Origin of the sequence: Saccharothrix lopnurensis (assembly GCF_042658445.1) — a bacterium.
Classification (GTDB): domain Bacteria; phylum Actinomycetota; class Actinomycetes; order Mycobacteriales; family Pseudonocardiaceae; genus Actinosynnema; species Actinosynnema lopnurensis.
The window spans coordinates 59960-74055 of record NZ_JBHSQO010000002.1; the positions used below are offsets into that span (position 1 = coordinate 59960).

Annotated in this window: 11 protein-coding genes and 1 pseudogene; 4 read left to right on the forward strand and 8 right to left on the reverse strand. The window is 68.1% G+C overall.

Going from position 1 to position 14096, the window contains the following annotated elements; translation table 11 throughout:
* From ACFP3R_RS02320 to ACFP3R_RS02330, 3 genes are read right to left on the reverse strand one after another with little or no spacing between them, the layout of a single operon-like run.
* Complete coding sequence (locus ACFP3R_RS02320) at positions 1-2130, reverse strand: hypothetical protein (protein ID WP_380632226.1); 2130 nt, start codon at positions 2128-2130, stop codon at positions 1-3.
* Entirely contained in the window at positions 2127-2909 is a 783-nt protein-coding gene (locus ACFP3R_RS02325) for a TnsA-like heteromeric transposase endonuclease subunit (protein ID WP_380632229.1), read from the reverse strand. Before ACFP3R_RS02325 ends, ACFP3R_RS02320 begins: the two co-directional genes overlap by 4 nt.
* Positions 2906-4732 carry a TniQ family protein gene (locus tag ACFP3R_RS02330; protein ID WP_380632232.1) on the reverse strand — a complete coding sequence of 609 codons (1827 nt, stop codon included), beginning with the start codon at positions 4730-4732 and terminating at the stop codon, positions 2906-2908. The genes ACFP3R_RS02325 and ACFP3R_RS02330 overlap by 4 nt, the downstream gene beginning before the upstream one ends.
* A 91-nt stretch (positions 4733-4823) precedes the next feature.
* On the opposite strand from ACFP3R_RS02330, the gene ACFP3R_RS02335 reads away from it, so the two are divergent.
* From ACFP3R_RS02335 to ACFP3R_RS02345, 3 genes and pseudogenes are all read left to right on the forward strand, one after another.
* Positions 4824-5159, forward strand: a complete 336-nt coding sequence (locus ACFP3R_RS02335; protein WP_380632233.1) for a hypothetical protein — start codon at positions 4824-4826, stop codon at positions 5157-5159.
* A 150-nt stretch (positions 5160-5309) separates the two neighbouring features.
* Positions 5310-5861 carry a hypothetical protein gene (locus ACFP3R_RS02340; protein WP_380632235.1) on the forward strand — a complete coding sequence of 184 codons (552 nt, stop codon included), beginning with the start codon at positions 5310-5312 and terminating at the stop codon, positions 5859-5861.
* A gap of 563 nt (positions 5862-6424) precedes the next feature.
* Positions 6425-7006, forward strand: a pseudogene (locus ACFP3R_RS02345) (phosphotransferase family protein); the annotation flags it as partial.
* Positions 7007-7123: 117 nt separating this feature from the next.
* Here the strand turns inward: ACFP3R_RS02345 and ACFP3R_RS02350 are convergent.
* The 5 genes from ACFP3R_RS02350 to ACFP3R_RS02370 form a co-directional block, all read right to left on the reverse strand.
* Complete coding sequence (locus ACFP3R_RS02350) at positions 7124-8851, reverse strand: hypothetical protein (RefSeq protein WP_380632237.1); 1728 nt, start codon at positions 8849-8851, stop codon at positions 7124-7126.
* 23 nt (positions 8852-8874) lie between these two features.
* Positions 8875-9963, reverse strand: coding sequence for a hypothetical protein (locus ACFP3R_RS02355; protein WP_380632238.1), 1089 nt, complete (start codon positions 9961-9963; stop codon positions 8875-8877).
* Between the two features lie 126 nt (positions 9964-10089).
* A complete protein-coding gene (locus tag ACFP3R_RS02360; RefSeq protein ID WP_380632240.1) occupies positions 10090-10611 on the reverse strand; it encodes a hypothetical protein in 522 nt (173 codons plus the stop codon).
* A gap of 261 nt (positions 10612-10872) precedes the next feature.
* The gene (locus ACFP3R_RS02365; RefSeq protein ID WP_380632241.1) at positions 10873-12336 is read right to left on the reverse strand and encodes an exonuclease domain-containing protein; all 1464 of its coding nucleotides are present in this window, start codon (positions 12334-12336) and stop codon (positions 10873-10875) included.
* Between the two features lie 521 nt (positions 12337-12857).
* On the reverse strand, positions 12858-13004 hold the full coding sequence (locus ACFP3R_RS02370) for a hypothetical protein (protein ID WP_380632243.1): 147 nt from the start codon (positions 13002-13004) through the stop codon (positions 12858-12860).
* Between the two features lie 500 nt (positions 13005-13504).
* Between ACFP3R_RS02370 and ACFP3R_RS02375 the strand changes: the two genes are divergently transcribed.
* Positions 13505-14032, forward strand: a complete 528-nt coding sequence (locus ACFP3R_RS02375) for a hypothetical protein (RefSeq protein WP_380632245.1) — start codon at positions 13505-13507, stop codon at positions 14030-14032.
* Positions 14033-14096: the final 64 nt, after the last annotated feature.

Sequence of the window (14096 nt, forward strand, 5' to 3'; positions counted from 1 at the left end):
TCAGTCCCCTTCCCCGGCGGTGTGCGGATTCCAGACCTCCAGCGACTCCAGGTCGCTGAGGTCGATGACCGAGCTGGTCTGGTCGATCTCGTCCGGCTCGTCCAGGTCCGGCACGAGGGCCAGCGGCGCAAGGCTGCTGGGGTGGTGCTCGCCGTGGGCTTGGTTGGCCTGGTGGCGGTCGCGGGCAGCGGCGCGGGCGCGTTCGGCGTCGCGGGACATGCGCTTGCGGTCGCTGCGGGTCCACGATTCCGCGGCATCCATGCGGTTTTGCAGGTCGAGCAGGGTGGCGGCGATGTCGTCCTGCTCGGCGTTGTTGATGCCGCGCAACGTCAGCAGCCGCTTGGCCTCACGCAGGGTCGTGTCCGTGAACGGCTGGTGCTCGTCGAGGGCGTGGGTCCAGCGCAGCACGTGCCAGTCGCCTTCGAGATCCTGGAAGTAGGCGTGCAGCCGGTCGCGCGGGTCCTGGCGGATTGGCCACTTGCCGGCGTGCTTGCCGTTGTACGGAGGTTTGGCGCCCTTGTGGTTGTAGAGGGCGTAGTGGTCGTCGGTGTAGATCAGCCCGTCGATCTCCACGCCGTAGGGCTGGATGGTGCGCCAATGGATGGGCAGCAGCTCGTAGTACAGGTTCGGGTCGGTCGGGCAGACCACGAAGCCGGTGCGTTCCAGCGCTTGGGCGTACGCCTCGTTGGGTGACATGCGCAGGTCGGGGAAGCCGGGCAGGAACAGGCCGCTGTGCCAGCGGCGCTGGTAGACGGCCACGACGTATTCGGCGAAGAACTCCTCCAGCTCGGCGATGGTCCAGCGGGCGATCTTCTCGACGTCCCGGCCACGGTGGGCGACGTCGCGGCCCTTGTAGCCAGCGACGTGCTCGCTGAAGTCCAGGCGGATGGTGCGGAAGGTGGATTCGACGTGCGGTTTGTCGGTGGGCTGGAGTTTGCGGGCGTCGAAGATGCTGATGCCCAGCCGGTCGCAGGCGCGCATCATCACGTCGGACTGGTAGGGCTTGCCGTGGTCGACGATGATCGCCTCGGGGTAGACGACCGGGCGGGCGGCGGCCTGCGCCAGACGGGCGTCGAAGTCGAGCATCCGCTCGTAGGGCACGCGCAGCATGGAGAACCGCAGGGTGTTCGGCCAGTCCGGGCGCATCGGCTCCGGGGTGATCGCGTCGGCCAGCAGCCCGCCGATGTCGATGCCCTTGGTGCCGGTGGGTGTCAGGCGCCAGGCCAGCAGACAGCGGGTGGCGACGTCGAGGGCGTAGGTGAGTTCGACGCCGACGTAGTCGTTGGTGGCCGGATCGTAGGCGAGCACGTCCAGCGGGGTGGTGTCCATCATGACCATCTGGCCGGGCCGTTCGGCGATGATCGACGAGAACGGCCTGTCGGGCTGGTTGGCCGCGCTGCGCTTGGTGCCGCTAGGTGCTCCCGGCGAGCGGTCGAGGATGTGGTCGACCAGCCGGTAGAAGGTCCGTTTCGAGGGCAGGGTGACCGTGCCGGGGCCGTGGGTGGCGTCCAGCCGGTTCTGCACGCGGCGCCGGAACCGGTTGCCGACGGTGCCCGCGGAGTCGGAGATCTCCGCCTGGTACTGCTCGCGGATGGCCTCGATGATCCGGCTGTCGGTGCCGGACAACGGGTTGCTCGCGCGGGTCTTACGCTTGTCGACCAGGCCCCACAGCCCGTTGGAGCGCCAGGCGTCGAGCAGTTGGTAGAGGCGGCGCGTGGTGAGGCCCAGTTCCGCGGCCTTGGCTTCCATGCGGGTGTTCAGCGGCAGGCCCGGGGCGTACTGCGGGCGGGGTTCCCCATCGGCGGCAGTGTCGGGGTCGCCGCTGCGGAATCCGGTGGTGACCTCACGGAGATGGGCCTGCATCCCGATGACGCGCCTGCGTTCGGCCTCGGGCAGGCCATCCAGGATCGCGGTGTGGTCGAGCACCGGGCCGGCGGGCTTGTCGGGCGGGACAGTCTTGGCCTGGAAGGTCGGGTCGGCTACCAGCGCGGCCACGGCGATGATCTGCGGGACGCCGATTTCCGACCGCAGGTGCACGACGGTCTCACGCAGCCGGGTGACCTGGTGGCGCTCGTCCTCGAACTCGATCCAGTCGTTGACCGACAGCTTCAGCTTCCACGCGCTGTTCATCGGGACGGCACCTCCGCCGGTGTGTGCTCCGGTTGGCGTAGGACGGTGTTCTGGCGCATCGGGGCGTCCAGGTCGAAGACGAGCTGGCCGCGCCAGCACAGGTGGAAGATCACCGGCAACACGATCGCCGATTCGTCCAGGAAGCTGAGCAGTTCGGCGAGGGTGACCGGCCTCGTGGTCAGCGCCAGGATGCGTGGGATCAGGTCGATGCCGCCGTGCAGCGGGCGGCGGTAGGCCGACAGCCAGGAGATGTTGCGCCACCGCTGCGCCTCGATCGCGCCGACGAACTGGTAGCCCCAGCCGAGGTCGGCGCAGGCGGCCCGGGTGCGGCGGGCCTGGCGCTGCACGTCGTCGCGGTCGTGGTGGTCCGGGTTCTTCACGTCGACCAGCCGGGCCGAGCCGTCGGCGAGGCGGACGAAGATGTCCGGGACGTGCCGCCACGCGCCGTCGGGGTCGGCGCCGTCGAACTCCAGCGGCTGGCTGGCCATGCCCACGACCTGCGGATCGAAGTCCAGGACGGTCAGCCACTGGCATTCCAGCCAGCTCTCGAACTCGATGAGATGCCCCAAGGTGGCCGACCAGTAGCGGCCGGGGGTGTGTTTCTGGCCGGGGTAGCTCGGAATGCGCCGGACCATCCGGGATCGCTCGAACGCGATACCGGCCGCTGCGTCGGCCGCCACGGCGTGTTCGACGAAGTGCTGGTCGATGTAGCGGATGCGCAGCCGCGGCCCGAACACACCGACCCGCCGTCGTGCTCGGGGCCACTCGATCCGGCTCATCGGGCTTCCTCTCCGTTCAGAAGGGCTGTGGCCCATCGGCGCAGGTCCGCCTCGACCGGGGCGGGCAGCCAGGTGTCGAACCTGCGTGCGCCTTCGCGGATCGACTCGGGTGTCGCGCTGGGCCACTCGGCGGCGTAGGCGGGGGCGTCGCGCACGTCGGCGCAGGTGAACTCCGCCCAGACCCAGGCCGCAGCGTGGCGGCGGCGCTGCGGGGTGACTGGGAACCCCAAGGGGCGGCAGCCGGTGGCCAGCACCTCGGCGGGCACCTCGACCAGGTTCGCGAGAGCAGTGCGGCGGGCGGCGAAGTCGACCAGCGGACGCCGCCTCAAGCGCCGGGCGGCCTGGGTGATCGCGTTCCAGAACGCGGGGACGTCGCTGATCCGGCGCAGCACGGCGTCTGAGGCCCGGGCGGCCTTGCGCTGGCTCATGTCGAGCTGTCGCCCGGCGTCCACCCAGCTTGTGGCCCCGACCAGGCGGGCCATGGCCAGGGCGGCGAGCCTGCGTCCGCTTGGTTCGGCCGTGCCCGGCAGGTGCCGGGCGATCAGCTCGCGGTAGTCGGTGCGGTCGAGTTGTTGGGGCACGTGTCGGAGTTCGACTTCGCCGCGATCGGCCAGGACCGGGACCGTCCCTGCGACGCGCGAGGACGGCGGGGCCAGCCTGTCCAGGATCGTAGCCAGCGGTTCGGGGGCGCGTACGTGCCGCAGCGGGTTGTGCCCGCCCGTCCTGCGCCGTGTGGCGGTCATTGCCTCCACCAGCGGGGCGATGCCCTGAGCGCACGTCCGGCGGTCCGGGGCGGCGAGGACGTGGTGGGCAGCGGCCAGCAGCCCGGCGGCATGTTCGGCGCCGGCCGGGATGGCGCGCAGGCTGCCAGGCACGACCTTGCCGGCCTCACGGCGCTGCTGGTACTCGCAAGCGAACGTACGCATCCACGCCCGCGTGCTCGCCTCGGCCCGACGCGGCAGGCGCACGACGGCGCCGGTGAACCGGATCATCCCGGCGAGGTACTTCACCGCCTGGAACCACTGGGTCGGTTCCACCGGCTCTCCGGCGATGGGCACCGGCCAGCCGTCGGCCGCCCGCAGCGCCGCCTGCTGGGCGGCGACCAGATGCTCCTCTACCGGGACGGCGGGCATCGTGCCCATCGGCTGGGCGCAGCGGCCCGGCCCGACGTGGTTGCCGCACACGTCCGGGGCGGCGACGACCGCCCTGGACAGCCCGCGGGGGTGACCGGCATAGCCGCGGCGCAGCGGGATGCCGCAACTCGGGCAGGTGTCGAGCAGCAGCACCCGGTGCACCGGGCAGACTGCGGCGATCCCCAGCCGCCACCACGTCGGCCACACCGGCGCCTCGGCCAGGCAGCGCGGGCAGGCCCGGCTGCCGTGCGGCAGGAACCACTCCCGCTTGAGCAGCCGCCGCAGGCTGGCCTCGCTGTTCAGATCCAGCCCGGTCAGGTCCAGGGCGGTGCCGTCGTAGCGGGCGAGCTGCATGTCGTCGAGCACCTCCGCCTCTAGGCCGGTCGCGGCGGCCAGCCTGCGTCGGGTGGTCTGCGACAGGGCTAGGCCGTAGAACACCGGCCGTACGTCGGAGGTGTGGTAGCCGCGGATCTCCAGGCCGAGCAGGGTCGCGGCCGTGCCCGGCGGGATCTGGTGCTCGGCGGCGAAGCGGTCCATCCAGGAGGCGAACGACTCCCCAGCGCGCGGCAGGATCACGACGGCGACGCGACGCGGCAGGGCGGCGGGAAGGACCGTGACGGAGGCCGGTGCGGTGTCCGCGACGGCGACGGCCGGGAAGGTGATGCCGGGAGACGACGGCGAGCGTGACACCGCTGCCGAGCCTGCCATCCTCCGCCTACCCTTCCGGTAGCACCAGGGCAACGTGCATATATTTTATAGAAACTATCAGAGAGTGGGTGTGATGCCGGACCGGGTCCCGCCGGACGCGCTGCACGAACTCAGCGCCGCCCTGTTCGGCCGCGCCGTGCGCCTGCCGCTGGCCGTGTGGGTCCGTGGCCGGACCGGGCCGTTCTTCCAGCGAGAAGCCGCCGAGGGCGTCGGCACCCACCAGCCCTACATCCGCAAGGAACTGGCCACCCTGGTCACGCTGGGCATGGTCCGCGAACTCCCCCGCATCAGCCGTGCCCGGCTGTTCTACGAGCAGGTCCCCGACCACCCGTGGTGGTCGATCATCGACACGGCACGGCAGGTCGCCCGGACCGCACCCGACGCAGGCCGCCCGACGACCGGGACCTGAGCACCGCCTCGGACCTGCGCGCACCACCGCGCCTGCCAGGCTCTCACCCTTGGCGACCGGACGAATCCGGAATGCGACAGGATGGGCGGCGGACGCCTCGCCAGGCCCGCCGACCAGGCGCGCGCACCGGACGCCGACGGAAGGGAACACGTGACGGTCCAGGACGTGTACCTGCTCGCCCTGCACGAGCCCTACCGGTCCCCGCAACACCCGGTGCCGATCGACGCGACGATCGTGCACGCCCTGACGCTGCTGCACCCGGCGGTGCCGCAGCCGGACGGCGGCCGGATGTACCGGTGCCTGACCGAGTTCCCCGGCCGCACACTCGGCTGCGTGGTGCCGCTGTCCACGCTGACCTTCGAGCTGGACGGCGGGCGGCTGTGGCCGCAGGTCGCCGACTGGGAACGGGTCGTCGACGCCGTGGTGCACATCGCCCGCCACCAGGGCTGCGACGCCATGCCGTTGGGCCTGCCGCAGGTCGCGACCGTCCTGCTGGGCGGCGGCCCGAACACCGTGCACGAGCTGTACCACCCGGACGGCTCCCGCTCCCAGGCCGGGCCGGACGACCGGCAACAGCACCTGGACGAGTTGACCGGCCACGTCCACCGGTTCGCCGCAGAAGGCCCCTTCTGGCCGGGCGACGACCTCGTCGCTCCCCCGCGCGAACCGCGCGTGCTGCCCTACCGGCCCTACGGCTCGTAGCCCCGGCGGGACGACCATGCACAGCACCGACCTTCCGCTCCCCGTCGAGCCGTCGTGAACGCCGACGATCGCGTCCTGCTGCTGGACCTGGAAACCCTCGGCACCGTGCGGCTGCGGCCCCGGCCGCTGCGGGCCCGGCTGGAGACGCTGCTCGCCGCCGCGGGCGAGACCCACCACGTCGTCGCCGCCTACGCCCTGCCCACCGGCGAGGACACCAACGCGGTGGCGTCGCTGCTGGCCGAGCTGCACATCGCGCCGCTGCGCGTGCCGCCCGGCGCCGACGCCGCCGAGGTGGCGCTGCTCGCGCACGCCCGTTACGTCCACGCCGAAGGTGGTCGGAACTTCCTCGTCGGGAGCGCGGACGGCCGCTTCGCCGAACTCGCCGGGCTCGGCCGCGCCGAACTGCTGGTATGGGAGGGCCAACCCGTCGCCACCCGGCTGGCCGAGCGCGCCCACCACGTCCATCGCATCGCCCGCTCCGGCAGCACACCTACCGGTGAGTCCACCGGGCAGGACCAACCGGACCTTGGCGCCATCGCCGCCCCGGCCCCGGCCGCCACCGGCCCACCACGCCGGCCGACCTGGCGGCGTCGCTGCGCCGCCTGCACACGCTGCCCATCCCGCCGTTCCCGCTGCCCCGCTACCAGCCGCTACTGCGGCTGTTCGAGGCCGTGGACCTCGACCGCAGGCGCCCGCACCCGGCCGTCACCGACGACGACCGCGCCTGGCTGCTCGACCGCGCCCACACCCTGGTCGACACCTTCACCACCACCTCCTTCCCCTTGGGCGAAGGGCTCGTCCACGCCGACGCACACAGCGAAAACCTGGTCCGCGACCACGACCACTGGCTGCTCATCGACTGGGACGGTGCCTGCCTCGGCCCACGCGAACTGGACCTGGTCACCGGCATCCCGGACCACGTCCACGAACCCGAAGCCGAGCGGACCCGGTTCCTGGCGGCCTACGGCCGTAACATCCTCGACTGGCCCGGCTGGGTGCTGCTGCGCGACATCACCGAACTCCACGCCCTCGGCGCCTACATCCGCCTGGCCCCCGGCAAGTCGGCCGCTGCCGCCGAACTGCGCCACCGCGTCCGGTCCCTGCGCACCGGAGACCGGTCCGCCCGCTGGCGCGCGATCCCCTGACCAACCGACCATCGGCGGAACCCACACCTCGGCGGGGGTCGCCCACGCGCAGCATGGTCTTCCGAACCCGCACCACCGGTTCGCGCACCCTCGTATGGGATTCTTAACCTTTCCAAGCTAACGCAACCGCGACGCCACCCATTCGACTATAAATGACAGCAGATTCTGCGGCTTGACTTCGGCGACCAGAAGAGTGACCATCGCAATCATAAGGGAAACGAATGCAAGCCAGAGCGCGACACGACTAATCTTAAGAGAGTCATTGGACGCACCAAGCGCCGCCACGGTGGAAAGAATCTCCCGGTAGTCCCTGTCCGCAGCAATCAGATCTTCGAACCACTCGGACTGGCGTTGCTCCAGTTCCTTATTCATACTGGTCGGCTCGGGCACTTTGCCCCCCTGGGCGGCATAAGCGTCAGCGCTCTGCGGGAACCAGCCCACCATGAACTGCGCATCTCCTGTGTCGCGCCACTTCCGACCATGGAACCGTTGCAGATCGCGAGCGACGCTCGTCAAGTCCAGGCTGAGTGTGAGAAATGACGCCCGAAGCAGTTTCAGCCCTTTTCCCTTAAAGCGGCCGTGCCGGGTCTGCGCTTCATCCCGAAGCCTTGCATAGTCTTCGTCCATATGCATGGTCATACGCGACACTGCCAGCAACACGAAAAAGTTCCGAGCGTGCTCTTGGGTGACGTGAACGATACCGTCGATCCTACCGCCTCCGTAAGCAGCGAGATTTTCCATTCGCTCCTCCACGGTGTTCCTGTTTCCCCAGATCGCCCACGTTTCCGCACCACCTATAGTAGGTGTGAGAGTCTTGCTTGCAGGCTCGACCACCAGTCCCGGCAGATCCTCCGAAGTCCGAGAACGAATGGAGTAATCGGTCAATCCGAGCGCCCGCATGGATTCCCGCTGCGCAGCTTCAGAGTCGGAATCCGCGAACGGATCGCCCTGTTCCGTCAGTATGAGATCGACTAGAGGATGCAGCCTGGAGTGTGCGGCGAAAAATCCTGGACACGAGTCCGCCAGCCATCTACGAGCCGCGTCGTGGATTGACCTCCTCGCCTGTTGGGTTTTTCGGAACTTCGTCCACATTCGACCCTGGGCCATCGGTCGGCCGAAGTTTCGCACGACCTCCGGCTCATGCGTTTCGTGCCATATATCGTCCACCGCTTTCGCGGACTCCTTGTTTATGTCGAACCTGGCCAGTACGGCAGTGAGACCCGCTCCGATCTGGATAGCGATCAGACTCACTTGGTCAAATTGGTCGGGAAGCTTCTCGCGCAGGCTGTCCGGCGACCATCTATCCGAGTCCGGGTCGATCACATCCGCGAGTCTCCACCACGACCAACCCTTCCCCGTACGGGATTGCTCAAGAATTTCCCTGCCCGTAGGCCCGCTGCCCGTCCATGCGTGATCCTCTCCCCACGACTTACGCTTCAACGCGGAGGCGAGGTTTTCAAACTGACTTGGCGGGAAGAACTCCACCAACCACAGCGCCGGAATATGGACATGCTCGTCATCGGCCACAATCAGGTTCTGCCTAGGGTCGTCCAGACTCCACGCCCTGTACACTTCCGCCTGGCGAAAAGTCATCAACGACACCATGCGACGATTGATCCATCGTCGCCCCCGGTGCGGAACTAGCTTTGCGCGCCATGAACTGTCGATCCAGGAAAGAACATTGTACAGCGCGTCCTGCCAGCGCCGCCCCGAACCAAGCTCCGGCACCGCCGAAAAAGCCCTGTCGCTAAATGATTCCAAATCGTCGGCCACCGGCCGACTGTCGTCTCGACTTCCTTCGCCCTGTTTATTCTCGTTCACTCTGACGCCGATCTTTGAGCTCACGCACCTCTCCGGACAAATCGGCTTTAGGCTGCCCGAATTTGCGACCTCTCGAAATCCAGGTAAGACAGCATAGAGCAGGCGAACATCAGCGCCTGCATGGCGTTGCACCTATTGTACTGACGAGGACTGACGGTATGTGCCGTTGCGTGGCGACTGTAGGTCTCCGGCACGGCGTCGCCTTTCTCTACGAAGAACTGCTGGTACGCCTGCCACAGAGGGGCGAATGCGATGAACTCGTGAATTTCGAGGTCGTCGTAGGCTTCTGTGGTGCGTTTCCCGCTTCGATCGGGGGTGTAGTTTTTGCGATCGTCTCCGAAGCGGACACCAACGAGGGCGTCGATGAGGGAACTCGCCAGCGCCTGCGCAGCCTCGGCATGGCCCGCGTCGAGGGCGTCGAGGGCGGCAACCACAAACGGCACATACGGCGCGGTGAATTCTGCCGTACAGGCGGCGACCAGTTCGCGACAGTCTTCCGAGATGCTCTTCCAGTGCTGCTCAAGGAGCATTCTGCGCTTGCTCGCACTGTCGGCGATAATCAGTTCCTCGGCAGTGGAAGCGCGCGGGATGCCGTAGAGCGGGATGCCGTCAACCATGACGACGCTTTCAACTTGCTCGAACTTAAGGTTCTTGATTTCCCGCAGGTTCGGGGGGTAGAAGGAAAACTCTACCTTGACAAGCGATGCTTGTACATTCGCCAGAAAGTCGGCGTATTGTCCGGCGAAATTCGACAGGGCCCCGGTTGCCATGCCGCCGATGCGGAAGTCAACGTTTTTGATCAACTGTTCGGCGATGCCGTTGAGGTTCGCCTGCAGGAGCGCCCTGGTCTTGAAAAGGTCGCTGTTGATAATGGTGGAGAGTTGCTTCTGCATTGCACTCTGTGCACTGAGGAGAGGTGCGGCGACGCTTTCAGCGACTACCTGTTGCGCCCTGGCGACCGCCACCAGGGCCTCACTGTTGACGGACAGTGAGGCGGCCGTTCGACTTAGGAACTGCTGGACCTGCGCCAGGCTTTTGCGAAGTTCTTCCTGTTGCTCTGGTGTCAACTGAGCAACTCTGGCGCCCTCGGGGGCCTTTTCGATCTCCTGCGGGGTCTCTCGCTCGTCGTCTGCCACATGAGGAAGGTTAGCCATGGAGACAATCGCGGCTGGCAGGCACTTGGGGAAGCCGTGAGGCGAGGGTCGGTGTGGCGGTGTCTGCGGCCACCACACCGACAAGCGCTCAGGCTGCCCAACTCGGTCTCAACTGCCATCCGTAGGGCTGCACGCGCGGCGGGGCGGCGATGTCCTCGGCTCGGTAATCCGCCGACAGTGCCAGTAGGGCGTTCCGCTGAACAGCTCGCCCTGGGCGGGCGGCCCGACCGGACTCCGCTGCGCGACATCACCGATCTGCAGGCTCTCGGGGCCTACGTCCGCCTGGCCTTCGGCCAACCCGCTCGCGGCCGTCACCGACTCCAAGCGCTCAGCAGTCAACTCCACGCCGTTGCGTACCACCGACACATTGGTCGACAACTCCAGATACCCCAGCATCTGGTCGATCGTGACCTTGGGTGTATCCGCCGAGCGAGCGACCCACGAGGCGAACGCCTCACCGCATTGCGGAGTCGGGACGCAGGCCAGCCGACGGGACTTCAGCCCCTTTTCGCGAGCCCACCGGAGCCTGGCGGCGCGCAACTCCTCCTGCTCACGCTGAGCCGCCCTGGCCACCTCCATCCGGTTGGCGGTCTCCAGAAGCCGAACCCGGGCCTGCTGCCAAGCAAACACAGGTGAAGAGATACACGGTAAGGCGTCAATGGACTGCGACCCCGGACTGGCGTGTCGACCGGTCACCGTAGGTCGTGACCGCGCGCCCGTGTCGTCCCGGGTCGCCAGCCGGCCAGTTCGGCAGGGCTGCACCGTTCAGCTGCCTGGTCCGTTCGTCGTGAGCGGTGGCACGTCGCGGTGGGCCTGCGACCCGATGGGTGTGGAGGAGTCGTCGTCCTCCGCCTCGATGGCCGGGTCCAGGACGTTGCGAGAGATCGCGTCTCACGCACCGAGGACGTGGTCCTCGGCCAAGTTCTCCGCCTCCTCGAAACGTCCTTCCTCGGCCAGCCGCAGGATGGCCCGGCACATGGCGTCGGGGGCGCAGTGGGCGGTGTGGTTGACGTCGTAGAAGGCCATGGCCCGCGCGTTGGCCGAGTCGGAGTGCTGGGGCTCCACTACCGCAGGGCACAGCGCGCTGGGGTCGATGCAGATCCAGCTCTCCAGGTTCATTCCTCCGGGGCAGTCCTGCCAGTCGTGGTACGGCTTGCCACCGTGTGCATCCGCTCCGTCCGGATCGACGAGGTCGTAGTCGATGGGGACCGCGGGGCGCGGACGGTGCGGAGCCGGCAACGACGGCCGTGCACGATGCCGGACCGGCTTCGACGTCGAGGGCTGCATCCCCGACGCCTCCACGTGCACGTTCCAGCCCGGCCCCGTCACGGCCGCCACAGCATCGCGCAGCAGTCCCAGGTTGCGTTCCTCGGCCAGTCGACGGGCGATCGGGGCGGATTGGTGCCGCACGATGAGCGTGCGGTCTTCGACCAGGTCCGGTACGACGTTGGTCAGCATGGCCTCAGCGGACCGGCTGTGCCTCCTAATCTGTTCCAGCACTCGTGGCCATGCTTCGCGCATGGCGTGTGCGTCCGGGCCGGTACCGGCCTGACCGACAGCGGTGCTCGGCGGTGCGGGAAGGGAGTTTGCCATCGACCGCAGCCGGTCGAGTGCGGCCCGGCAGTCTCCCGCGGCCCGGTGCCCGCCCTCCAGCTTGTGGTTGCGGAATCCGGTACCCCGGCTGTTCCGGTCGCCGGCCCAGGCCGCGTGGCGGCGCATCGCGCACTCCCACGCCCCTGCCAACCATGCCGGTTGCGCGGTGCCGCCCATGACCTGCTGGTGCTCGGCTCGGAGGCGCCCTTGGTCAAACGGCGCGTTCCACGCGATCACCGGCCGGTCCCGCAGCAGTTCGTCCAGGCGCGGCCACAGCTGTGCCATCGTCGGTGCGCCGACGAGCATGGCCGCGGTGATGCCGTGGGTCTGCTGGGCCTTGGGGTTGATCACCGCGCCTTCGGGGTCGACCAGGGTGTCCAGCAGCACGGTTCCGTCGGTGGCCAGCACAGCGATCTCGATCACTCTGCCGTGGTAGTCGGTGGTCTCGGTGTCCAGGATGACCGCCGACGGGTCGCGGAGCACACGTCGTGCCCAGGTCGCCTCGTCCTCCCCGGCCTCCGGTGGGGTGTTCGGCGTGAAACCGTGCACCGGGAGCGAGTCCCACCTCGGAGCGGGCGTCGGCGGTGATAGGGGGCGGGCCGATCGCACGTCGTAGAGCGCGGTGCGCCACACGTCGCCCTCGAACACCCTCTCCAGCCAACCGCCTGCGACAGCCGGGTCGCCGGGTCGCAAACCCGATCGCCGCAGCTGGTCCGTCGTTTGCAAATGCTCGGGCACGCGGTTCCGGTACACCGTGCTCACCGCTCGCGCCTCCTCGGCCTTCTCGATGTGGCGGTCAGCATGGCCCCCGACACCCGTGGTGACAGGCGACACGCCGCACCGGAGCCGCACATGTGTTCGATCGGGGGATACGGGTCAGCCGAAGATGCCGGCGGCCCGGCAGTCCGGGCACTCCCCTTCGTAGCGTTGCCATCCCTTGATCATGCTTCTGCGGTGCCCGGCAAGTGACGGACGAGGCATATCCGCTGGTCAGAGCCTGACTTCAGTATCCAGGCAGTGGTATAGGGCCATGCTGTCGGACATGCCTCGGCGGTGCCGACATGCTCAGATCACGGTGCTTCGGGTATGTCGCACCGTACTGAGTCGGCTAGTCTTGGCAGGGTTCGACAGCCGGCGGAATCCCGGCTAGTGAACCGTGAGGGGATCATGGTCCCGTCCCGGTTCGCACGTCGGACAGCACAACGGCCGGGAAAGCTCCGCGTTACCAGGTGGTAGGACACCTGGATGGACACCTTCCCGGCCGTGCGCACCGGTTCCGCGGCCTAGCTGCGCCTGCGCAGCTCCACCCAGCAGCGGACCAGCAAGCCGAGCAGCCCGGCCCCCGTCGTAACTGCGGCGAGCGCCGGGCTGCTGCTCGTCGTGATCACGACGAGATCAGTCCCCAGCGTCACCGCCAGGACGTACCGCATACTGCGGTCCGGCTTCTCCGGAGGGACTGCTCGGTCGTCGTCACCTGAAGAAGTGACCATCTGGGTTCGTTCCGCCGTTCATACGGTGTCGGCCCGTTCAGATAAACGGGCCGGGTCGCATGCGACCCGGCAACGGACGCGTCGCCCGCCGAGCCGCAACGGACCGGAGAGGCATCCCCTGCCGGACCGCATGCGCATACCGTGTGAACGTCCAGAACCCCAAGGCGGCAACCTCAAGGTCTCGACCGCGTAAGCCTAGCCTGTACCGACGGCCGTACCCACCACGACGGTGTCGGCCACCACTGGTGACACTGTCCATGTGATCACCAAGGCTGGGACCGGCATGGGAACCGGTCGCGTCGACGTGCTCCGCGCCGAGCCCGGAAACCTCAGAGGAACCAGGTCCGGTCACCGCGCGGAGGACGGACCTGCCGCCTGAACGGGTGATCATGGCGTGTCGATGGACCGCGGCGCGGCCCCATACCGGTCATCGTTGCGCGATGGGCAAGGGAAGCAGGCTAAAGAAGCAGCGCCGAACGAGTCAGAACCAACGCGCCCACCGCGGGACCGATCTTCTGGCATCGCCGCGACCGCCGAAGCCGATCGAGCTGGCCGACGGGACGGACCCGGTGGCGGCGCTGCGGTCGATGCTGCTGGGCCGCGGGTGGGTTGAGGAGCCGCCAGACGGTGTGCTGGCGCAGATGTGGTTCGAGTTCCCGCAGTCCCTAATCGACTTCGCACCGCGAGGCGCAGCAGACCCTGATGGAATCCATCCAACCGTGGTGCTCGTGTGCGCCCGCTCCAGCGAAGCTGGAGGCTACTTGCGCGACTTCGAAATCCACGTGGACATGGCCGGCCGCGACCGGGATCTGGCCTGTCCCGAACATGCAGCACCCCCGGAGCGGAACTTCTCGCTGGACACCGCGGGGCTGACCCAACTGGCCGGTCAACTCGACGGCATCGAGCAGCATGTGGCTAGGTGGCCGGAGATGATCGCGTGCGCGGACGGTCCCGGCGCCTGCGAATAGCCGACTCGTCGGTCGAACTGCAACACCGCATCCGGTCCTCGCCCATCGGTGACCAAGCGGCACG